Source organism: Modestobacter sp. VKM Ac-2978 (genome assembly GCF_026968025.1).
Lineage (GTDB): Bacteria > Actinomycetota > Actinomycetes > Mycobacteriales > Geodermatophilaceae > Modestobacter.
The window spans coordinates 214,391-235,543 of sequence record NZ_JAPVBP010000006.1 but is presented as its reverse complement, the minus strand read 5'-3'; the positions used below and the strand labels follow the sequence as shown (position 1 = coordinate 235,543).

Here is a 21,153-nt window from a genome sequence, read left to right as displayed (position 1 = left end):
CGTCCGTGACGTCGACGACAACCGGCCTGCCCGACCGCTACCGCCCGCTGGACCAGGTGGCCCCCGACGAGGAGACGCCCACCGGCGTCATCCGCACCTGGCGCGCCCGTGACCGGGTGCTCAACCGTGACGTGGCGTTGCGGGTGCACACCCCCGGCGGCCCGGCCGCGCGGGAGTGGATCAACCGCGCGCTGACCGCCGGTGGGCTGGCCACCCCCGCGCTGGCGATGGTCTACGACGCCGCCGAGGGCACCGGCCGCACCGAGCCCGGCGGCGCCGCCTACGTCGTCAACGAGTGGATCGAGGGCATCCGGCTCTCCGACCGGCTCGCCACCGAGGGCCCGCTGTCCGAGCGCGAGGCGCGCGCGGTGGTCCGCCGGCTGGCCGAGGGGGTCGCGGAGGCCCATCGGGTGGGCCTGGCCGTCGGCGGTCTCACGCCCGAGCACGTCGTGCTGCGTCCCGGCGGCCTGGTCGGCCTGCTGTCGGTGCCGGCAGCCAGCGGCACCGAGAAGGGCGACATCACCGCCCTGGGGGCGCTGCTGGAGCTGTGCCTGACCGGCCTGCCCGGAGCCCGGCCCGCCGAGATCTCCTCGCCCGACCTCGCCGCCCTGGTGCGCCGGGCCCGGTCGACCGACCCGGCCACCGGGTTGTCGAGCGTGACCACGATGGTCTCGCTGCTGGTCGAGCGTCCGCGTACCGGCCCGCAGGAGGCCGCCCGGCCCGACGGCCTCACCGACAGCGGCTGGGTGCGCCGCCTGCGCGACCGGCGCGACCTGGCCGATGCCGACGAGACCGCCGAAGACGACGGCGACGAGGACCAGCCGGTCCGGCTGGTCCGCAACCACCTGCCGCCCGTCCCCGGGGCGTCGCTGTCCCGACCGCTGTCCGCCGGGCCGGCGGGGTACGGCACCGAGGGCGACCTCGTGCTCGACGGGACCTTCGCGGCCGAGGACGACGGCGTCGCCGAGCGCGAGGCGTCGTCGTCCGCCCGGCGGCGACTGGCCGTGATCGGGCTGCCGGTGCTGGCGCTGGCCCTCGTCGTGGCCATCGGCTGGTGGTTCGGCACCAACGTGCTCTCCGTGGCCGGCAGCGTCGAGGGCGGTCCGACCGGGTCGACGCCGGAGTCCAGCACGACCGCCGCGGCCGCCCCGGCACCCGGTGAGGAGCCGGCACCGGCCCCGCCGGCAGCCGGCGCCCCGGTGCCTCTCACCGGCGCCACGGTCTTCGACCCGTTCGGCGACGGCGAGCCGGAGAACGACGACGAGGTCCCGCTGTCCTTCGACGGCGACCCGAGCACCGCGTGGTCGACGCTGAACTACCGGGGCTCGGCCGACTTCGGCAACCTGAAGCCCGGCGTCGGCGTCCTGTACGACCTGGGCAGCGAGCAGCCGGTGAGCAGCGTCGCGCTGCAGACGACCCGGCCCGGGGCGACCGTGGAGGTGCGCACCGGCGGTTCACTGGAGGCCGGGCTGGAGGCGTTCGACGTCGCCGCCTCCGCGGAGCTGACCGGCGAGGACGTGCTGGAGTTCGCCGAGCCGGCGACCACCCGGTACGTGCTGGTGTGGGTGACCGGCCTCGTCCCCGTCGACGATGGCTTCAGCGCCGACCTGGCCGAGGTCAGCGTCACCGCAGCCGGCTGACGAAGGACCCGGCCGCCCCCAGGGAATGACCGCCCTAGGCTGTCCGTTGTGCCGCCTGTGACGAGCAACGACCCCACTCCCGGCCTGACGGTCCCGACCGCTGCCGCCCCGGAGATCCCTCCGGCCGAGCACGACGGGATCCGCGACCTGATCATCATCGGGTCCGGTCCCGCCGGGTACACCGCTGCCACGTACGCCGCCCGCGCGAACCTGCACCCCCTCGTGTTCGAGGGGTCCCAGTTCGGCGGTGCACTGATGACCACCACCGAGGTCGAGAACTTCCCCGGCTTCCCCGAGGGCGTCCAGGGCCCGCAGCTGATGGACGACATGCGCACCCAGGCCGAGCGCTTCGGCGCCGAGCTGGTCGCCCGGGACGTCACCGAGGTCGACCTCACCGTCGACCCGAAGATCATCAAGGTCGGCGAGGAGGTGCACCGCGCGCACGCCGTCATCGTCGCCACCGGCTCCAAGTACCGGTACCTCGGGCTGGACAACGAGCAGCGACTGCTCGGCCGCGGTGTCTCCGCCTGCGCCACCTGCGACGGCTTCTTCTTCCGCGACCAGGACATCGCGGTCGTCGGCGGCGGCGACTCGGCGATGGAGGAGGCCACCTTCCTCACCCGCTTCGCCAAGTCGGTCACCGTGGTGCACCGCCGCGAGGAGCTGCGCGCGTCGAAGATCATGGTCAAGCGCGCGCAGGACAACGAGAAGATCCGCTGGGCGCTGGGCAAGCAGGTCACCGAGGTGCACGGCGACACCACCGTCGAGGCGGTGGAGCTGACCGACGTGGCCACCGGCGCGACGGAGCAGCTCCCGGTCTCCGGCATGTTCGTCGCCATCGGCCACGACCCCCGCACTGAGCTCTTCGTCGGGCAGTTGAAGCTGGACGACGAGGGGTACGTGGTGGTCTCCCACCCGACGACCGACACCAACGTCGACGGCGTCTTCGCCTGCGGCGACGTGGTCGACCACATCTACCGGCAGGCGATCACCTCGGCCGGCACCGGCGCCGCCGCGGCGATCGACGCCGAGCGCTGGCTCGCCGAGACCTTCGACGAGCGCTGAACCACAGACTGCGCTGAAACCACAGACTGCACCGTCCCCTCTGAGCAAGGAGCAGCACCATGGCAGGCAAGAACACCGTGACCGTCACCGACTCGAGCTTCGCCACTGACGTCTTGGGCAGCGACAAGCCCGTGCTGGTCGACTTCTGGGCCGAGTGGTGCGGGCCGTGCAAGATGGTCGCCCCCGTGCTGGAGGAGATCGCGGCCGAGCACGCCGACAAGCTGACGATCGCCAAGCTCAACATCGACGAGAACCCGCAGATCGCCCGCGACTACCAGGTCATGTCGATCCCGACCATGACGGTCTTCCAGGGTGGCAAGCCGGTCAAGAGCATCATCGGCGCCAAGCCCAAGGGCGCCATCCTGTCGGACCTGTCCGACTACCTCTGATCCGTCGGGCCGGCCACCGGCCGACGCGGCACCGCAGCCCCTCCGCTGCGGTGCGGATCGCATGGTGAGGCCCGCCCGTCCCCCCGGACCGGCGGGCCTCGCCCGTTCCGGGCGACGGTCACCCGGAGGGGGCACCGGGTCACCCGGTGCACCGTCCGGTCGTGCACACCCGCCACAATCGTCTCCAGCGGCCTCGACCGGCCGTCCTGACCCGAGCGAGGAGCGACGACCTGCGCATGGACGTCCTGCGACCTGGCAGCACCGGTCCCGCCGTGGCGGAGGTGCAGACCATGCTCCGTTCCCTCGGCCTGCTGACCGATGAGCCGGAGCGACCAGAGCGTCCGGACGACGCGGGCTACGACGCAGCCACCGAGCTCGCCGTCCGACACTTCCAGCAGGTGCGCGGGCTCTCCGTCGACGGCCGGGTGGGTGACGAGACCTACCGGGCACTGCACGAGGCACGCTGGTCCTTGGGCGACCGGCTGCTGCGGTTCGACCCCGAGCGGCCGACCCGGGGGGACGACGTCCGGCGGCTGCAGGAGCTGCTCCTGGAGCTCGGCTACGACGCCGGCCGGGCCGACGGCATGCTGGGCGCCGACACGGAGCTGGGCCTGCGGGCGTTCCAGCGCGACTACGGGTTGACCGCCGACGGCACGTGCGGTCCGGCCACGCTGCGCGCGCTCAAGCAGCTGGGTCGCCGGGTCACCGGTGGCCGGCCGCAGCTGCTGCGGCAGAGCGCCTCGCTGGTCGACTCCGGGCCGCACCTCATCGGCCGGGTCATCGTCATCGACCCCGGCCACGGCGGTACGGACAGCGGGTACACGGCCGGGGAGACCACCGAGGCCGACCTGGTCTTCGACCTCGCCTCCCGGATCGAGGGCCGGCTGGCCGCCGCGGGTGCCACGGTGTACCTCACCCGCGGCCGCACCGTGGACCAGACCGCGGAGGACCGCACCGCCTTCGCCAACCAGGCTCGTGCCGACCTCTTCCTCTCCCTGCACATGGAGGCCCACGGGTCGGCGCACGCCCGCGGCGTCGCCAGCTACTACTACGGCACCGGGTCCGGGGCGAGCTCCACGGTCGGCGAGGAGTTCGCCAACCTGGTGCGCCGCGAGGTCATCGCCCGCACCGGCATGCTCGACTGTGGTTCCCACCCCAAGACCTGGGACATCCTGCGGATGACGAGGATGCCCGCCGTCCGGATCGACTGCGGCTACCTCTCCCACCCGGTCGACCGGCTGCTGCTGCTGGACGCCCGGCTGCGCAGCACCGTCGCCCAGGCCGTCGTGGCCGCCGTCCAGCGGCTGTTCCTGCCCGCCGACGCCGACCCGGCCACCGGCACCTTCCTGCTGCCCGCCCGCGGCTGAACGGCTGGCAGGGAGGCGGGCATAGACTCCGAGAGGTGACCCCTCCTGTGCCCGGCCCGTCGGTCGGAACCGGTCAGGCCGGGGCGCACTCCAGCGGTGCGTCCCCGCACGTCTCCCCGCGGCACCCGCGGCTGGACCCCTTGGCCGACCGGTACGCAGCACGCACCCACGGCATGAAGAGCTCGGAGATCCGGGCGCTGTTCTCCGTGGTCAGCCGGCCCGAGGTCGTCTCGCTCGCCGGGGGCATGCCCGCGGTCACCGCGCTGCCGCTGGACGCCGTCGGGTCGATGATCGGCGAGCTGGTGTCCGGCATGGGCGCCCAGACCCTGCAGTACGGCTCCGGCCAGGGTGACCCCCGGCTGCGGGAGCGGATCTGCGACGTCATGGCCCTGGAGGGCATCACCGACGCCTCGCCCAGCGAGGTGGTCGTCACCGTCGGCTCCCAGCAGGGGCTCGACCTCGTCACCCGCGTCTTCGTCGACCCCGGTGACGTCATCCTCGCCGAGGCGCCCTCCTACGTCGGGGCCCTCGGGGTCTTCCAGGCCGCCCAGGCCCACGTCCGGCACGTCGCGATGGACGACGACGGGCTGATCCCCGAGGCGCTGGAGGAGGCCCTGCTGGAGTGCCGGGCCCGCGGTGACCGGGTGAAGTTCCTGTACACGGTGCCGAACTTCCACAACCCCGCCGGCGTCACGCTGACCGAGGTCCGCCGCGAGGCGATCATGGCGATCGCCGAGCAGTACGACCTGCTGGTCATCGAGGACAACCCGTACGGGCTGCTCGGTTTCGACAAGGAGCCGATGCGCGCCCTGCGCGCCCGCAACGAGCACCGGGTCATCTACCTGGGGTCGTTCTCGAAGACCTTCTCCCCGGGCCTGCGAGTGGGCTGGGTGCTGGCCCCGCTGGCCGTGCGGGAGAAGCTGGTGCTCGCCACCGAGGCGCAGGTCCTCTGCCCGCCCTCGCTCACCCAGTACGCGGTCGCCCGCTACCTGGACACCCAGCCCTGGCGCGAGCAGATCAAGGTCTTCACCGAGCTGTACCGCGAGCGGCGGGACGCCACGCTGGAGTCGCTCACCGCGCTCATGCCGCCGGGCACCACCTGGACCAAGCCGGACGGCGGGTTCTACGTCTGGCTGAAGCTGCCGAACGGCCTGGACGCCAAGCTCATGCAGCCCCGTGCGGTCGCCGCCCACGTCGCCTACGTGCCCGGGATCGGCTTCTACGCCGACGGTGGTGGCCGGGAGCACATGCGGCTGTCCTACTGCTATCCCGAGCCGCACCAGATCCGCGAGGGGGTGCGCCGGCTGGCCCGGGTGATCGAGGCCGAGCTGGACCTGCACTCCACCTTCGACGCCGTCGACACCGGGACGTTCCGCGCGGTGGGCCCGGCCACGACCCGGCCGGAGAGCAGCCGAACGACCCCGCCGCCGATCATCGGGCCGGCGAACAGCGACCAGAGCGAGGACCGTCAGCCATGACCGACCAGGCGGCCACAGCGGAGGCGGCACCCGACGCTCCGACGACCCCGCTGCGGGCCCTGGTGCTCGCCGGTGGGCTCACCTTCGAGCGCGAGGTCAGCATCAACTCCGGCGGGCAGGTGGTCGAGGCGCTGACCCGGGCCGGGGTGGACGCGGAGATGCGGGACGCCGACGCCGAGCTGCTGCCCGGTCTGGCGGCCTCGCCGGCCGACGCGGTGTTCATCGCGCTGCACGGCGCCACCGGCGAGGACGGGGCGCTCCGGGCCGTGCTGGACCTGGCCGGCGTGCCCTACGTCGGCTCCCCGGCCGCTGCCTGCCGGCTGGCCTGGGACAAGCCGGCCGCCAAGTCGGTCGTGCGCACCGCCGGGGTCACGACCCCGGACTGGGTCGCCCTGCCACACAGCACCTTCCGGGAGCTGGGCGCCGGCGCCGTCCTGGACCTCATCGTGGCCCGGCTCGGACTCCCGCTCATGGTGAAGCCGGCCTCGGGTGGCTCGTCGCTCGGCGTGCAGCGGGTGAGCCGGGTCGAGGACCTACCGGCCGCGATGGTCAGCTGCTTCGCCTACGGCGACACGGTGATGGTGGAGCGGTTCGTCGACGGGGTCGAGTTGGCCCTCTCGGTGATCGACCTGGGGAACGGTCCGGAAGCCCTTCCTGCGGTCGAGATCGCCCCCGAGTCCGGGGTCTTCGACTACACCTCCCGGTACACCCCCGGGATGACCGAGTACCACTCCCCGGCGCGGGTCTCCGACGAGGTCGCTGCTCGTGCGTCGGAGGTGGCCCTGCGGGTGCACGAGGTGCTGGGGCTGGCCGGCCTGTCCCGCACCGACGCGATCGTCACCCCCGACGGCGCGGTGCAGTTCCTCGAGGTGAACGTCTCCCCGGGACTGACGGAGACGTCGATGTTCCCGATGGCGGTCGAGGCAGCCGGGTACGGGCTCGGCGACGTCCTCGGCCGGTTGCTCGCGCGCGCGGCGGCCGAAGGGCCGATCACCGGGTGAGGTGGTCGTCCGGACGGACGACCACCTCCCACCGAGTTACGTCTGTGACGTAACTGCGGCGCTCACTCCTGCTGGCTGCGCCCGGTGATGTCGGGCGCCATCATCCCGACGATCCGCTGCAGGTCGTCGACCGAGCCGAACTCCACGACGATCCGGCCCTTGGCCCGGCCGATCTGCACCTTCACCTTGGTCTCGAACACGTCCGACAGCCGGCCAGCGAGATCTTCGACCCCGGGGGCACTGATCTTCCGGGCGGAACGGCGGGCCGCGGTGGGGGAGTCGGCGACCGCCATCGCGACGGCCTCCTCGGTCGCCCGGACCGACATGCCCTCGGCGACGATGCGAGTGGCCAGGGCGTCCTGCGCCTCCGCCTCCGGCAGACCGAGCAGAGCCCGGGCGTGACCGGCCGAGATGACGCCGGCGGCCACCCGGGTCTGCACCTTCACCGGCAGCTTCATCAGCCGGATGGTGTTGGTGACCTGGGAGCGGCTGCGCCCGATCTTGCTGGCCAGCTCCTCGTGGGTGGCGCCGAACTCCTCGAGCAGCTGCTGGTAGGCGGCTGCCTCCTCCAGCGGGTTGAGCTGGACCCGGTGGATGTTCTCCAGCAGGGCGTCGCGCAGCATGGCGTCGTCGGTGGTGTCCCGGACGATCGCGGGCACGGTCTCCAGGCCGGCCGCCCGCGACGCACGCAGCCGGCGCTCGCCCATGATGAGCTCGTAGCGGCCGTCGCCCGCCTCCCGCACCACGATCGGCTGGAGCAGACCGAACTCGCGCACCGAGTGGGTGAGCTCCTCCAGCGCCTCGTCGTCGAAGACCTGTCGCGGCTGCTTGGGGTTCGGGACGATGTCGTCGACCGGCAGCTCGCGCAGCTGCGCGCCGGGGACGCCGGCGACCTCCTCGAGCGCACGGCTCGGGAGCTCGTGCACCGACGCCGTTCGAGTGGCCTCCGGAGGGGTGGCCCCGGCCTGGTCGACCGCCGTGGCGGCGACCTCGGCTGCCTCCGCCGCACGAGCCGCTGGGGTCGCCGTGGGAGCCGGTGCACTGGTGGGGATCAGAGCCGCCAGGCCCCGCCCCAGACCGCCGCGCTTGGTCACTGGTCCTCCTCGCAGATGCCCGGTGTCCGCAGACGCGGTTCGGGGGTGGGAATGGAGCGCACCGGGGTCACGTCGCGTGCCGTCCGCGCTGGGCCGGAGCCGTCGCCGGCTCACCGAGCACCAGTGCCGCCACCGACGGCGGCCCGGCCACCGGTGGCGGCGGCCCGCCCACCGGTGGCGGGTAGACCGGTGCGGCGACCGGTGGTGGGGGAGGAGGCTGGCTGATCGGCTGAGGCGTCGACGCCGGCAGGGCCGCTCCCCGGCGGGCGAGCTCCCGCGCGGCCTCCACGTAGCTGGTCGAGCCACGGGAGCCAGGGTCGTAGGTGAGCACCGACTGCCCGTAGCCCGGCGCCTCGCTCACCCGGACGTTCCGCGGGATGACCGCCGCGAGCACCAGGTCACCGAAGTGGTTGCGCACCTCGTCGGCCACCTGGTCGGCGAGCTTGGTACGACCGTCGTACATGGTGAGCAGGATCGTGCTCACCGAGATGCCCGGGTTCAGGTGGGCGCGTACCAGGTCGATGTTCGACAGCAGTTGCCCGAGGCCCTCCAGGGCGTAGTACTCGCACTGGATGGGGATCAGCACCTCGTCCCCGGCCACCAGCGCGTTCAGCGTGAGCAGCCCCAGGGACGGCGGGCAGTCGATGAGGACGTAGTGCGGGCGCTCCTCGGCGGGGAGCTCGTGCAGATAGGCCTCGATCGAGCGCCGCAGCCGGTGCTCCCGCGCGACCACGGAGACGAGCTCGATCTCCGCGCCGGCGAGGTCGATCGTCGCCGGGACGCAGAAGAGGTTCGGGCTCGCTGTCGTCGGGTGGGTGACCTCGGCGAGCGTGTTGTCGCCGACGAGCGCGTCGTAGATCGAGGGGGTGCCCACGGTGTGCTCTACACCGAGGGCGGTGCTGGCGTTCCCCTGGGGGTCGAGGTCGATGACCAGCGTCCGCAGCCCGTACATGGCCAGGGCGACACCCAGGTTGACCGTCGACGTCGTCTTCCCGACGCCACCCTTCTGGTTCGCCACCGTGACCACCCGGATCCGGCCCGGCGCCGGGAAGGGTTCCTGGTCAGCGGCGTGCAGCACGCGCGTGGCCCGCATCGCCTCCATGGCGATCGGGCTGTCGAAGTCGGGACCGACCGGGAGATCAGCGGCGAGGCTGTTGCGCAGGCGCTCGCCCGGGTCCGTCATCGGTGCGTCCTCCTCACCACCGTGTTCCACGTGGAACAGGGCGCGGTCGCTACGGCGAGTTCCACGTGAAACCGGCTCACCCTGCCGAGCGCCCGGACCGGGAGGTGCCAGCGCGCGTCATGAGCACCACGGTAGTGGCTGCGGCACCGAGCTCGACACCGACTGCCCGCGTGTGCACGTCCCGCATGCCCGCAGCCTCCAACTCCGGCACCAGATCCGGCACCTCGGCTGCTGCCCGGGCGCCGACCAGGGCGATCAGCTGGGCCCCCGGGGCCAGCAGCCCACGGCACCAGCCCACCAGTCGCGGCAGCGGCGCCACCGCCCGCGCCGTGACCACGTCCACCGGCCCGACCGCCCGGACGACCGACCGCTCCTCGGCACGCCCGCGCACCACCCGCCAGGGAGCGCCCAGTTCCGTCACGACGTCCTGGAGGAACTCCACCCGACGGGCCATCGGCTCGACCAGCGTCAGCGTGAGGTCAGGCCGGGCCAGCCCCAGCGGCACGCCGGGGAGCCCGGCGCCACTGCCCACGTCGACCACCCGGCTGCCCTGCGGCACCACCTCGGCCAGCGCAGCGCTGTTCAGCACGTGGCGGTCCCACAGCCGGGGCACCTCACGCGGCCCGATCAGCCCTCGGACCACACCGTCACCAGCGAGCATCCCGACGTAGCGGGCCGCCTGCTCCACAGCCGGACCGAACAGAGCGATGGCCGCCGCCGATGGTTCCGGAACGGGACCGGACGGATCAGCTGCGGACGGCGGGCACTCGGCCTGGCCCTCCTCCTCGGTCACCGGTCCGGCAGGACCACGACGCGCCGGTTCGGCTCCTCGCCCTCCGACTCACTGCGCACACCGGCGGCTGCGGCGATGACGTCGTGCACGACCTTCCGCTCGAACGGGTTCATCGGCGAGAGGCGCTGGGGTGCTCCGCTCTCGGCGACCCGCTCGGCCGCTGCGGACGCCAGGCTGGTGAGGTCTGCGCGCCGCTTGGCCCGGAAGCCCCCGATGTCGAGCATCAGCCGGCTGCGGACACCGGTGGACTGGGCCACCGCCAGCCGGGTCAGCTCCTGGAGCGCCTCCAGCGTGGCGCCGTCGGGCCCGATGAGGGTCTTCAGCTGGCCGCCGACGACCGCGACCGAGGCCCGGTCACCCTCGACGTCCAGGTCGATGTCGCCGTCCACGTCCAGGATGTCGAGCAACCGCTCGAGGTAGTCGCCGGCGACGTCCCCCTCGCGGACGAGCAGGCCGTCCCCGCCGTCCTCGTCGTCGGACTCGTCCTCGACGTCGACCGGCTCGACGACGGCGTCGGAGGACGCCGGGTCGGCGTCGGGGAGCGCGGGGTCACCGCTCCCGCCGGCCGGGGTCAGCAGGGCGTCCGAGGTCGCCTCGGACGTGGCCACGGTGTCGTTGTCGGATGCACTCACGGAGTCCTCCAGGGTCGTGCAGGCGGCCGGGCGAGCCCGGTGGTCAGGGGGCGGGCACGCCGCGGGCTCGCACCCGGGTGCCGCAGCCGGTCAGCGGCGCTTGCGTTTGCCTCGGTTGGCGGGCCCGGCCGACGACCGGCTGCCCGAGGAGCCCGTGCGGGGGCGGGGGCCTCCGCCACCCGGGGGCCGGCCGTTGGCCGAACCGCCCTCCGCGGGTCCGGTCCCCTCGGCGGGGGTCGCACCGGCCGGCGGCGCGTCGGGGGTGGCGCCGTCGCCGTCCACCGTGGGGGAGGGGGCCGCGGTCGCCCCGCGAGTGCCCGACTTGGGGCGCACCGGCTTCGCGCCCGGCTTGGGGGCGAGGGACTTCGGGTCGATTTGCGGCTTGTCGGCGGCGGCCTTGGCCAGCGCGGCCGGCGACCCGGGCGGGGGCAGCTTCTTCAGGATGTAGAACTGCTGGCCCAGGGTCCACAGGTTGTTGGTGAACCAGTAGAGGAGCACGCCGATCGGGAAGAAGAAGCCGGACACGAAGAGGCTCAGCGGCATGCCGTAGAGCAGCAGCTTCTGCACCATCGCGGCCTGACCCTCGACCGGGCCCGAGCGCCGCATGATCTGCTTCTGGGTGAAGAAGGTCGTCCCGCACATGATCACGATCAGCAGGAACGCGACGATCCGGATGTTGGTGTAACCGACGTCCGGCAGACCGAGGATCGCCTGCTCCTTCGCCCCGGTCATGTTGAACGAGGCGGAGATCGGCGCACCGAACAGCTGGGCCGAGGCGGCCTGGTTCGTGAGGGTGTCGGACCAGCTGTAGAGGCCGTCCTTGCCGGGGGCGATCCGGCGCAGCACGTGGAAGAGCGACAGGAAGATCGGGATCTGCGGCAGGATCGGCAGGCAGCCGGCCAGCGGGTTGACCCCGCGCTCCTTGTTCAGCGCCATCATCGCCTGGCTGAAGCCCTGCTTGTCGCTGCCGTACTGCTTGCGGAGCTTCTGGATCTCCGGCTGGATCTCCTGCATCGCCCGCTGGCTCTTCACCTGCTTGACGAACAGGCGGAACAGCAGGATGCGGATGGTGACGACCAGGAAGACGATCGACAGCGCCCAGGTGATCCCGCTCGCCGGGTCCAGGAACGTGGAGAACAGTGAGTGCCACTGCTTCATCACCCACGCGATCGCGGTGTACAGCCAGTCAAGCAACGCCAGCCTCCTGCTGCGCAGACCGGCGCGGAGCCGGCGGGGTGGCACGGTCGGGACGACGTGTGCCGTCAGCCGTCGACGCGGTCGCCGCGGACGGTTCGGGCGGGTGCGCCGCTGTGCACGACGAGTGGGTGGGCCCAGCGGTTCCTGAGCCCGGGTCGGGCGGTCCGTCGCCGGCCGCAGCGCCCCCGCGCCGCGGCGGGACGAAGTCGACGCCACCGGGGTGCCAGGGCGCGCACTTCGCCAGCCGGCGCACGGCCAGCCAGCTGCCCCGGCCGGCGCCGTGGACCTCGATGGCCTCGGCCGCGTAGGCGCTGCAGGTGGGCTCGAAGCGGCACCGTGGCGGGAACGCGGGGCTGATCGCCCGCTGGTAGAAGCGGACGGCGGCCAGCAACCCACGGGCGGGCGCGATCGTCACGGCCGCCGTGCCCGGGGGCCGTGTCCGCCGAGCACCCGGTCGAGACCGGCGTCCAGGTCGCGGCTCAGCACGGCGGAACCGGCGTCGGCCGCCTCCGGGCGGGCCCGGATGACGAGGTCCGCGGTCGCGGGGAGCCGGTCCAGGCGGTCGCCGACCAGGTGGCGGAGCTGCCGGGTGACCCGGTGCCGGCAGACGGAGTTGCCGACGGCCTTGCCGACCACGAAACCGGCCCGCGGCCCGGTCGAAGGGTCCAGCGGACCCCCGACCCGGGCGACGGGCCGTTCGGAGAGGTAGTGCACCACCAGGGTCGGCCGCCCGGCACGCCGGCCGGACCGCATGACCGCGGTGAACTCCGGCCGCCGGCGCAGGCGTGCCTGCGCAGGCAGCACCTCAGGCGGAGAGCTTGTTGCGACCCTTGCCACGGCGAGCGGCGAGGATCGCGCGCCCGGCCCGGGTGCGCATCCGCAGCCGGAAGCCGTGGGTCTTGGCCCGACGACGGGTGTTCGGCTGGAACGTGCGCTTGCTCACGAGGGACTCCCACTGCTGACGACGTCGATGCGGCGCGCACCCGGTCGGGCAGCGCACGCGCGGGGCCGGGCAGGTCATCGGCCCCGGGTGCCCCCGGGACCTGCGACCGTCCCGGTCTCCCGAGGCTGGTCTGCTGTGCGACGGACCCGGTGGTCACACCCCACGACCTCAGGGCGTGCGCCGACTCCCGTGCACAGACTCCGACCAGCATAGCCGAGACCCGACGGGTCCCGGTCTGCTGGCCGGACCGCTCATGGTGCACCGCTGATCGGGCCACCCGGCGCCGGACACGCCGCAGCCGATCCGCGTGCCGGGCGCCGTCGTCGTTGTGCGCCTGTGGACGGGGCTGTTAGCGTCGCCGTCGCTCCGGGTCGGACGACCGGGCGCCGGTTCTCCTGCCGACCCCGTCGGCCGATCGCTCGCCGGACCCCCCTCCGATCGCCCCTGCCGGGGCGCTCACCAGCCATGACGTCGTGCCCGGCAGCGCGGACGCCGGTCATCGGACCACGTGTCGCCGAGCGTGCACAGACTGTGGACACTCATGTGGACGCAGCACCGCCGGACGTCCACAGCTGGGGAACCGACGGGGGATCCAGCGGGTCCCCGACCTCCGTCCCACCTGTGGACGACGGCTCCGGGGCCGCACCGCGGCTCCGGGGTCACACCAGAGGCGTCACACCAGAGGCAGAGCACCGAAGGCACGGGAAGGGACACAGTCGATGGCCGACGATCCGGTCGACCTGGCGACGGTCTGGAACCAGGCCCGCGAGAGGCTCGCCAGCAGCCTGACCCCGCAGCAGAAGGCGGTGCTCAACCTCACCCGCCCACTCGGCCTGTTCGAGGACACCGCCGTGCTCGCCGCGCCCAACGAGTTCACCCAGACGGTGCTCGAGTCCCGCATGCGCATGGTGCTGGCCGAGGCGCTGTCCGCGGAGATCGGCCGGGACATCCGGGTGGCGGTGCAGCTGGAGGACATGCCGGTGCCGCCGCCGGCCCCCGAGGCACCTCGGCTCGGCGCCGAGCCGGAGGTTCGTCGCTGGCCCACCGCGGAGCAGGACCGGCTGGACCAGGACCGCCTCACCCAGGACCGGCTGGCCCACGACCGCGCCTCGGAGGAGCTGGCTGCCCGCGAGCGGGCGGCGCACGACCGGGCCGCCGAGGACCGCGCCGACCGGGACCGGGTCGACGACGGGCGGAGCGCCTTCGGGGTGCGGACCGATGCCGCCCGGGCCGAGGCCTGGCTGCCCGAGTCCGGGGACGGGCGCGACTGGTCGCGGGGATCGGCCTCCGACGACCAGTCCGACGGCGGCCCCCGCCGGCTCGCCCCGTGGGACCGGGACCCGGGGGACGCCGGCCGCGACCAGGCGCCGGGGAACGAGGGCACCGCTGACCGCCCCGCCGAGCGCTCGGGCCGCGGCGGCGGCGCCGTCCCCCTGTTCGCCGACCGGCGGCCCGGCGGCCTGGACCCGGGGCTCAACGGCAAGTACGTCTTCGACAGCTTCGTCATCGGCAACAGCAACCGGTTCGCGCACGCGGCCGCCGTCGCCGTCGCCGAGGCCCCGGCCCGCGCATACAACCCGCTGTTCATCTACGGCGACTCCGGGCTGGGCAAGACCCACCTGCTGCACGCGATCGGCCACTACGCGGCGCGGATGTTCCCCAACGTGCGGGTGCGGTACGTCAGCACCGAGGAGTTCACCAACGAGTTCATCAACCTGGTGCACTCCGGCCGGGCCGAGGACTTCCGGCGTCGCTACCGGGACATCGACTTCCTGCTGATCGACGACATCCAGTTCCTGGAGCGCGCCGAGCGCACCCAGGAGGAGTTCTTCCACACCTTCAACACGCTGCACAACGCCAGCAAGCAGATCGTCATCACCTCCGACCGCGCGCCGAAGAAGCTGACGACGCTGGAGGACCGACTCCGCACCCGCTTCGAGTGGGGCCTGATCACCGACGTCCAGGCACCCGACCTGGAGACCCGGATCGCGATCCTGCGCAAGAAGGCCTACGGGGAGCGGCTGCAGGCGCCCGACGCGGTGCTCGAGTTCATCGCCAGCAAGGTGCAGACCAACATCCGCGAGCTCGAGGGCGCGCTGATCCGGGTCACCGCCTTCGCCAGCCTGAACAAGCAGCCGGTCGACCTCGCGCTGGCCGAGATGGTGCTCAAGGACCTGATCAGCGACGAGCAGGGCCCGCAGATCACCGCGGCGATCATCATGGCCGCCACCGCCGAGTACTTCTCCGTGACGATGGAGGAGCTGCAGGGCGCCAACCGCAGCCGCACCCTGGTCAACGCCCGGCAGATCGCCATGTACCTGTGCCGGGAGCTCACCGAGCTCTCCCTGCCGCGGATCGGGGCCTCGTTCGGCGGCAAGGACCACACCACGGTCATGCACGCGGTCAAGAAGATCACCGGCCTGATGAGCGAGCGCCGGGCGACCTACACCCAGGTCACCGAGCTCACCGCCCGGATCAAGAGCCGCGCCCGCTCCTGATCCTCCGGCCGAGTCCCGGTCCCACCGGCTGGGGCTCGGCCGTCGCACGTCCGGACACCGACCGCCCGCCGGTCCGGTGGCTCCGGCGCGCCCTCGCGGTGCCCGACCGGAGTGGCTCCGCCGGCGTCGAGTCGGCCTCCGTGTCTCCTTGTCCCCAGATCTGTACACAGCCTGGGGAGAGCCGGGACCCACTGCCCACGGCCGCCCTCGTCCCGCGACCAGCCGCATCTGCGCAGGTCCAGCGGGTGCACCCGGCACGGCGCCGTCCCCCAGGTGTCCACAAGTCGCCCACCGGTGCCGGTGGACAGCCCACGGGACCCACACCGGGTGGGGACGGACCTGCGGGTGGAGGGGGGATGCGGGGTGGAGAGGGCACGGCGACGGTGCACGGCGGTCGAGTTGTCCACGTGTCGACACAGGCGGACGCCCACCGGCCCACAGCGAGCCAACAGGCCCATTCCGGGGGTGACCTGCACGAAGGGGTCCCGTCCCCAGGATCCACACCTGTGATGACGAAGATGAGCTATATCTCCCAGGTGTTCTCGAACCACACTCTCGGTGGGGACGGGCCGGTGCGGGGGCTGCGCCCTCCGCCCCGAGGAGCACCTGCAGAACGGGTCCGGTGACCCTCCAGCGCAGCTGTGACCAGGGGACTGGTCACAGCGGGGGGCCGGCAGGAGAGGATGGGCGCCGCAGACCGCGCGGGAGCAGCCGGCGCAGACGAGCTTGGGGTGGATGACGAGATGAAGTTCCGGGTGGCACGTGAGGTGCTCGCCGAGGCCGTGGCGTGGACGGCGCGCAGCCTGCCGCCGCGGCCGTCGGTGCCGGTGCTCGCCGGGATCCTGCTGGAGGTGGAGGGCGGCCAGCTGGCGGTCTCCGGCTTCGACTACGAGGTCTCGGCCCGGTCCGAGGTCGACGTGCAGTCCACCGAGGCAGGCCGTGCGCTGGTCCCCGGCCGGCTGCTCGCCGAGATCACCCGGGCCCTGCCGCCGCACCCGGTCGACGTGGTCGCCGAGGGGGCCCGGCTGGCCATCTCCTGCGGCAACGCGAAGTTCAGCCTGCCCACGCTCCCGGTCGAGGACTACCCGTCCCTGCCGTCGATGCCGTCGACCGCGGGGGTCGTGGACAGCGACGCGTTCGCCGAGGCCGTCGGCCAGGTCGCCGTCGCCGCCGGCCGGGACGACACCCTGCCGATGCTGACCGGCGTCCGGCTGGAGATCGAGGACGACCTGGTCACCCTCGCCGCGACCGACCGCTACCGGCTCGCCGTCCGGGAGTTCGCCTGGCGTCCGGAGACCCCGGGGCTGTCCGCCGCCGTCCTGGTGCCGGCCCGCACCCTGGCCGACGCGGCGAAGACGCTGACCAGCGGCCCCGAGGTGGTGCTCTCGCTGGCGTCGGGTGGCTCCGGGGAGGGCATCCTCGGCATGTCGGGCAAGGACCGTCGGACCACGACCCGGCTGCTGGACGCGGAGTTCGTGAAGTACCGCGCGATCATGCCCAGCGAGTCGTCGTCCTTCGCCACCCTGCCGGTCGGGTTGTTCACCGACGCCGCCAAGCGCGTGGCCCTGGTCGCCGAGCGCGGCACGCCGTTGCGCTGCGAGTTCACACCCGGCCAGGTCACGCTGCGCGCCGGCGGCACCGACGACGAGGGCCAGGCCGAGGAGCGCTGCGACGTCGAGTTCGACGGGGAGCCGCTGACGATCGGCTTCAACCCGACGTTCCTGCTCGACGGCCTGGCCGCGGTGCACACCGACCGCGCCCGGATGGACTTCACGACGGCGCTGAAGCCGGCCGTGCTGTCCGGGGTCGACGAGCCCTCTGCCGACGACGAGGACAACGGCAGGCCCGCCGAGCGGGCCGGCTCGTACCGGTACCTGATCATGCCGGTGCGGCTGCCCGGCTAGGCGCGGTCCCCGGCGCGCGAGCGCCGGGGAGGGCGAGCACGATGGGCGACGGCTCGTGCCCCGGGCCGCGCCCTGGCGCGACGGGTGCGCCGCGACGGTGCGGCTGCCCACCGAGACCTGCTGCGGGAGGACCGCGGCCCACGAGCGAGACACCGACGACGGAGGAGAAGACGTGCAGCTGGGGATGGTCGGACTGGGCAAGATGGGCGGCAACATGGCCGAGCGGCTGCGTCGCGCCGGTCACGACGTGGTCGGGTACGACTCGTTCTCCGAGAAGCGGGACGTGGAGAGCCTCGAGGCGCTCGTCGAGGCGCTGGAGGCGCCCCGGATCGTCTGGGTGATGGTTCCCAGCGGTGAGCCCACCCGGGCGACGGTGCGCGAGCTGGGCGAGCTGCTCAGCCCCGGTGACGTGGTCATCGACGGGGGCAACTCCAAGTTCACCGACGACCAGGAGCACGCCACGGAGCTGGGCGCCAAGGGCCTGGGCTACATCGACGCCGGGGTCTCCGGTGGCGTGTGGGGGCTGGAGAACGGCTACGCGCTGATGGTCGGTGGCTCGAAGGAGGACGTCGCCAAGGCGCAGCCGGTCTTCGACGCGCTGAAGCCGCCGGCACCCAAGGACGAGGCCGGTCAGCCGATCGAGGGCGCGGGCTTCGTGCACGCCGGCCCGTGCGGCGCCGGCCACTTCGCCAAGATGGTCCACAACGGCATCGAGTACGCGATGATGCAGGCCTACGGCGAGGGCTACGAGCTGCTGGCCGCGGTCGACCTGATCGAGGACGTGCCCGGCGTCGTCGCCTCCTGGACCCAGGGCACCGTCATCCGCTCCTGGCTGCTGGACCTGCTGGTCCGCGCCCTGCAGGACGACCCGGAGCTGGAGAAGATCTCCGGCTACGCCGAGGACTCCGGTGAGGGCCGCTGGACCGTCGAGCAGGCCATCGAGCACGCCGTCCCGATGCCGGCGATCTCGGCCTCGCTGTTCGCCCGCTTCGCCTCCCGGCAGAGCGACTCCCCGACGATGAAGGCGGTGGCCGCGCTGCGCAACCAGTTCGGTGGACACGCCGTCCAGGCCGTCGAGGCGGCCGAGCCGGCGGAGGCCGAGGACCCCGCGTGATGAAGGACCCCGCGTGATGAAGGACCCTCTTGCCCCCCACCACTCGCAAGCGCGTGGCGGGACCCTGCAAGGGGGCCGTTCCATCACGTCACGGGGAGGTTGACCCGTGTACCTCCGGCACCTGCAGGTCGGGCACTTCCGCAGCTGGGAGTCCGCGGACCTGGCGCTGACGCCGGGCCCGACCGTGCTGGTGGGGCGCAACGGCCAGGGCAAGACCAACCTGGTCGAGGCGGTCGGCTACCTGGCCACGTTGGGCAGCCACCGGGTCTCCGCCGACGCCCCGCTGGTGCGGCACGGCGCGACCCAGGCGGTGGTGCGGGCGGCGCTGCGCCGGGACGACCGCGAGCTGCTGGTCGAGGTGGAGATCAACCCCGGCCGGGCCAACCGGGTGCGGGTCAACCGGGCCCCGCTGCCCCGGCCACGGGAGCTGCTCGGGCTGGTCCGGACGGTCCTGTTCGCCCCCGAGGACCTCGCCCTGGTGCGCGGCGACCCGGCCGAACGCCGGCGCTTCCTCGACGACCTGCTGGTCAGCCGCACCCCGCGGCTGGCCGGGGTGCGCAGCGACTACGACCGGGTGCTCAAGCAGCGCAACGCCCTGCTGAAGACGGCGAAGCTCGCCCGCGGCAACGCGCTGGCCACCCTGGACGTCTGGGACGGCCACCTGACCGAGCTCGGCGGTCAGCTGCTGGCTGCCCGCCTGCAGCTCGTCGCCGACCTCGCCCCCTACGTCGCCGAGTCCTACGCCGGGGTGGCCGGTCCCGGCGCCGACCGGGCGGCGCTGGGCTACAGCAGCTCGGTGCCGCTGGCCGGGGACGGGGCGCCGGTCGACCCGGCGCGGGTGCTGCCCGGCGCCGAGGAGCTCGCCGCGGCACTGCGCGAGCGGGTCGCCGAGCGGCGCAAGGACGAGGTCGACCGGGGGGTGACCCTGGTCGGTCCGCACCGGGACGACCTGGTGCTGCACCTGGGCCCGGCGCCGGCCAAGGGCTACGCCAGCCACGGTGAGTCGTGGTCCTTCGCCCTCGCGGTGAAGCTGGCCTGCTTCGCGCTGCTGCGCGCCGACGGCGACGACCCGATCCTGGTGCTGGACGACGTCTTCGCCGAGCTGGACTCCGGCCGCCGCGCTGCGCTGGCCGAGGTCGCCCGCAGTGCCGAGCAGACCCTGATCACCGCGGCGGTCGCCGAGGACGTCCCGGCGGTGCTCCTGGGCACCCGGGTGCAGATCGCCGACGGGCAGGCGCGGATCCTGCCCGGGGAGCCGACCGAGGAGAGCGCGGCAACGGGGGAGGCAGGGGTGGACGGTGGCTGAGGAACGCCCGGCACGACCTTCCGACATCGCCCGCGCGGCGCTGGAGGCCGCCCGTGCGGCCTCGGCGTCCCGGCCGCAGCCGACCCGTCGCCGGGTGGCCGGCCCGCGGCGCCGCTGGACCGGCCCCGGACCCGGCGCCGACGACCCTCAGCTGCTCGGTTCACTGGTCGACTCGCTGGTCACCCAGCAGGACTGGACCGCCCGCACCAAGGTCGGTGCGGTGTTCGGGCGCTGGGACGCCCTGGTCGGGCCGGAGATCGCCGCGCACTGCCGGCCGGAGTCGCTGAACGAGGGCGAGCTGCTGGTGGTCGCGGAGTCCACGGCTTGGGCGACGCAGCTGCGCCTGCTGGCACCGAGCATCCTGGGCAAGCTGCGTGCCGGGGTCGGCGGGGACGTCGTGACCAAGCTGCGCGTTGTCGGTCCGACGGCGCCGAGCTGGAAGAAGGGCCCGCGCACCGTCCGTGGCCGTGGGCCGCGGGACACGTACGGATGACCAGCGAGACGAGGAGTCAGCGATGAGCAGCCCGCGCGACCGCGACCGGGACGGGTTCGACGACGGCGCCGGCGGCCAGTGGCAGGAGCCCGCGCACCTCGGCGGGGACACGCCCGGCGGCGGTGAGCCCGACCCCGCCGCTCCCCGCCCCGACGACGAGCGGACCGGGTCCCAGGCCTGGCAGCCGCCGGGCTGGGACCTGCCGGCGGTGGAGCCGGACCGCCCGGCCACCTCCCCGCCCCCGGCCACGTCCCCACCTCCGTCCACCCCGCAGGCGTCCGTCCCGCCGGCCACGACCCGGGGCGAGGCCGGCTGGCAGCCGCCGGGTGCCGACCAGCAGCGGTCCGATGCGCCACCGCCCGAGCAGACCGACCGTCCCCGCCGGGGGCTGGGTGGCCTGTTCGGTGGCGGGCGCTCCCGGTCCGGGGACGACGCCGGCGCCGGGTACCGCGACGTCCAGCCGGACCCGGCCGTCGCCGCGGACCCCTACGGCACGGAGCTGTGGGCGCAGCAGTTCGGCTGGGTGCTCTCCGACGGCACCGCCCCGGAGGACGAGCCGCTCACCGCGCTGGTGCGGTCGGCGCCGGTCCGCCCCGGGAAGGAGGACCAGGCGAGCCGGGTCGTGCGCGGCCGGGGCAACGGCCTGGACCTGGTCGCCTTCGACATCGTCTCCCCGGTCGGGCGCGGCTTCGTGAGCACCCACGCGATCACCGCGGCGCCGGTGCTGGGCTCGGTGCCCGCCTTCCGGCTGTCCCCGGCCCGCATGTGGCGGCACGGCACCGGCGGGATGCTGCAGATCCCCAGCCCGGACCCCGAGTTCGACCGCCGCTGGGTGCTGCTCGCCGCCGAGGACGGCCCGCAGGTCCGCCGGATCGCCGAGGACCCCGTCGTCCGGCAGTCGCTGCTGGGCACCGACGACGGCGACGAGGTCTGGTCGGCGGCCGGCTTCGTCGCCGCCATCCGGCCCGACGCCAACCGGCCCCAGCTGATCGAGCACCACGCCCGGCTGCTGGCCGCCGTGGTCGGCGCCCTCGCCGCCGCGGCCTGAGCGGCACC

At 73.6% G+C, this 21,153-nt stretch carries 20 protein-coding genes; 12 read left to right on the top strand and 8 right to left on the bottom strand.

Going from position 1 to position 21,153, the window contains the following annotated elements; genetic code table 11:
* The first annotated feature begins 5 nt into the window (after positions 1-5).
* The 6 genes from O2W53_RS16360 (at position 6) to O2W53_RS16335 (ending at position 6,940) form a co-directional block, all read left to right on the top strand.
* The gene (locus O2W53_RS16360) at positions 6-1,640 is read left to right on the top strand and encodes a protein kinase family protein (protein ID WP_269164115.1); all 1,635 of its coding nucleotides are present in this window, start codon (positions 6-8) and stop codon (positions 1,638-1,640) included.
* A gap of 48 nt (positions 1,641-1,688) precedes the next feature.
* Positions 1,689-2,705, top strand: a complete 1,017-nt coding sequence (trxB, locus tag O2W53_RS16355; protein ID WP_269164114.1) for a thioredoxin-disulfide reductase — start codon at positions 1,689-1,691, stop codon at positions 2,703-2,705.
* Between the two features lie 59 nt (positions 2,706-2,764).
* Positions 2,765-3,094 (top strand): thioredoxin, encoded by a 330-nt coding sequence (trxA, locus tag O2W53_RS16350; RefSeq protein ID WP_036333052.1) that lies wholly within the window; start codon positions 2,765-2,767, stop codon positions 3,092-3,094.
* Between the two features lie 236 nt (positions 3,095-3,330).
* Positions 3,331-4,461, top strand: a complete 1,131-nt coding sequence (locus O2W53_RS16345; RefSeq protein WP_269164113.1) for an N-acetylmuramoyl-L-alanine amidase — start codon at positions 3,331-3,333, stop codon at positions 4,459-4,461.
* A gap of 35 nt (positions 4,462-4,496) precedes the next feature.
* A complete protein-coding gene (locus O2W53_RS16340; RefSeq protein WP_269164112.1) occupies positions 4,497-5,939 on the top strand; it encodes an aminotransferase-like domain-containing protein in 1,443 nt (480 codons plus the stop codon).
* Positions 5,936-6,940 carry a D-alanine--D-alanine ligase family protein gene (locus O2W53_RS16335; RefSeq protein ID WP_269164111.1) on the top strand — a complete coding sequence of 335 codons (1,005 nt, stop codon included), beginning with the start codon at positions 5,936-5,938 and terminating at the stop codon, positions 6,938-6,940. The genes O2W53_RS16340 and O2W53_RS16335 overlap by 4 nt, the downstream gene beginning before the upstream one ends.
* 62 nt (positions 6,941-7,002) lie before the next feature.
* On the opposite strand, the gene O2W53_RS16330 is transcribed toward O2W53_RS16335, so the two are convergent.
* The 8 genes from O2W53_RS16330 to rpmH form a co-directional block, all read right to left on the bottom strand.
* Positions 7,003-8,034, bottom strand: coding sequence for a ParB/RepB/Spo0J family partition protein (locus O2W53_RS16330; protein ID WP_269164110.1), 1,032 nt, complete (start codon positions 8,032-8,034; stop codon positions 7,003-7,005).
* A 67-nt stretch (positions 8,035-8,101) separates the two neighbouring features.
* Complete coding sequence (locus tag O2W53_RS16325) at positions 8,102-9,217, bottom strand: ParA family protein (RefSeq protein WP_331253805.1); 1,116 nt, start codon at positions 9,215-9,217, stop codon at positions 8,102-8,104.
* Positions 9,218-9,293: 76 nt separating this feature from the next.
* Positions 9,294-9,905 (bottom strand): 16S rRNA (guanine(527)-N(7))-methyltransferase RsmG, encoded by a 612-nt coding sequence (gene rsmG / locus O2W53_RS16320; RefSeq protein ID WP_269164109.1) that lies wholly within the window; start codon positions 9,903-9,905, stop codon positions 9,294-9,296.
* A 101-nt stretch (positions 9,906-10,006) separates the two neighbouring features.
* Entirely contained in the window at positions 10,007-10,642 is a 636-nt protein-coding gene (locus tag O2W53_RS16315; RefSeq protein WP_269164108.1) for a Jag family protein, read from the bottom strand.
* A 90-nt stretch (positions 10,643-10,732) separates the two neighbouring features.
* Positions 10,733-11,836 carry a membrane protein insertase YidC gene (gene yidC / locus O2W53_RS16310; protein ID WP_269164107.1) on the bottom strand — a complete coding sequence of 368 codons (1,104 nt, stop codon included), beginning with the start codon at positions 11,834-11,836 and terminating at the stop codon, positions 10,733-10,735.
* Entirely contained in the window at positions 11,829-12,254 is a 426-nt protein-coding gene (yidD, locus tag O2W53_RS23945) for a membrane protein insertion efficiency factor YidD (protein ID WP_269164106.1), read from the bottom strand. The genes yidC and yidD overlap by 8 nt, the downstream gene beginning before the upstream one ends.
* A complete protein-coding gene (gene rnpA / locus O2W53_RS16300; protein WP_269164105.1) occupies positions 12,251-12,643 on the bottom strand; it encodes a ribonuclease P protein component in 393 nt (130 codons plus the stop codon). The genes yidD and rnpA overlap by 4 nt, the downstream gene beginning before the upstream one ends.
* A gap of 1 nt (position 12,644) precedes the next feature.
* Positions 12,645-12,782, bottom strand: coding sequence for a 50S ribosomal protein L34 (gene rpmH, locus O2W53_RS16295; RefSeq protein WP_036333061.1), 138 nt, complete (start codon positions 12,780-12,782; stop codon positions 12,645-12,647).
* A 719-nt stretch (positions 12,783-13,501) separates the two neighbouring features.
* On the opposite strand from rpmH, the gene dnaA reads away from it, so the two are divergent.
* The 6 genes from dnaA (at position 13,502) to O2W53_RS16265 (ending at position 21,145) form a co-directional block, all read left to right on the top strand.
* On the top strand, positions 13,502-15,280 hold the full coding sequence (gene dnaA, locus O2W53_RS16290) for a chromosomal replication initiator protein DnaA (protein ID WP_269164104.1): 1,779 nt from the start codon (positions 13,502-13,504) through the stop codon (positions 15,278-15,280).
* A 731-nt stretch (positions 15,281-16,011) separates the two neighbouring features.
* Positions 16,012-17,184 (top strand): DNA polymerase III subunit beta, encoded by a 1,173-nt coding sequence (gene dnaN / locus O2W53_RS16285; protein WP_269164103.1) that lies wholly within the window; start codon positions 16,012-16,014, stop codon positions 17,182-17,184.
* Between the two features lie 172 nt (positions 17,185-17,356).
* Complete coding sequence (gene gnd / locus O2W53_RS16280; protein WP_269164102.1) at positions 17,357-18,298, top strand: phosphogluconate dehydrogenase (NAD(+)-dependent, decarboxylating); 942 nt, start codon at positions 17,357-17,359, stop codon at positions 18,296-18,298.
* 106 nt (positions 18,299-18,404) lie between these two features.
* On the top strand, positions 18,405-19,604 hold the full coding sequence (gene recF / locus O2W53_RS16275) for a DNA replication/repair protein RecF (protein ID WP_269164101.1): 1,200 nt from the start codon (positions 18,405-18,407) through the stop codon (positions 19,602-19,604).
* Positions 19,597-20,097 (top strand): DUF721 domain-containing protein, encoded by a 501-nt coding sequence (locus tag O2W53_RS16270; protein ID WP_269164100.1) that lies wholly within the window; start codon positions 19,597-19,599, stop codon positions 20,095-20,097. The genes recF and O2W53_RS16270 overlap by 8 nt, the downstream gene beginning before the upstream one ends.
* A 22-nt stretch (positions 20,098-20,119) precedes the next feature.
* Positions 20,120-21,145 (top strand): hypothetical protein, encoded by a 1,026-nt coding sequence (locus O2W53_RS16265; RefSeq protein ID WP_269164099.1) that lies wholly within the window; start codon positions 20,120-20,122, stop codon positions 21,143-21,145.
* Positions 21,146-21,153: the final 8 nt, after the last annotated feature.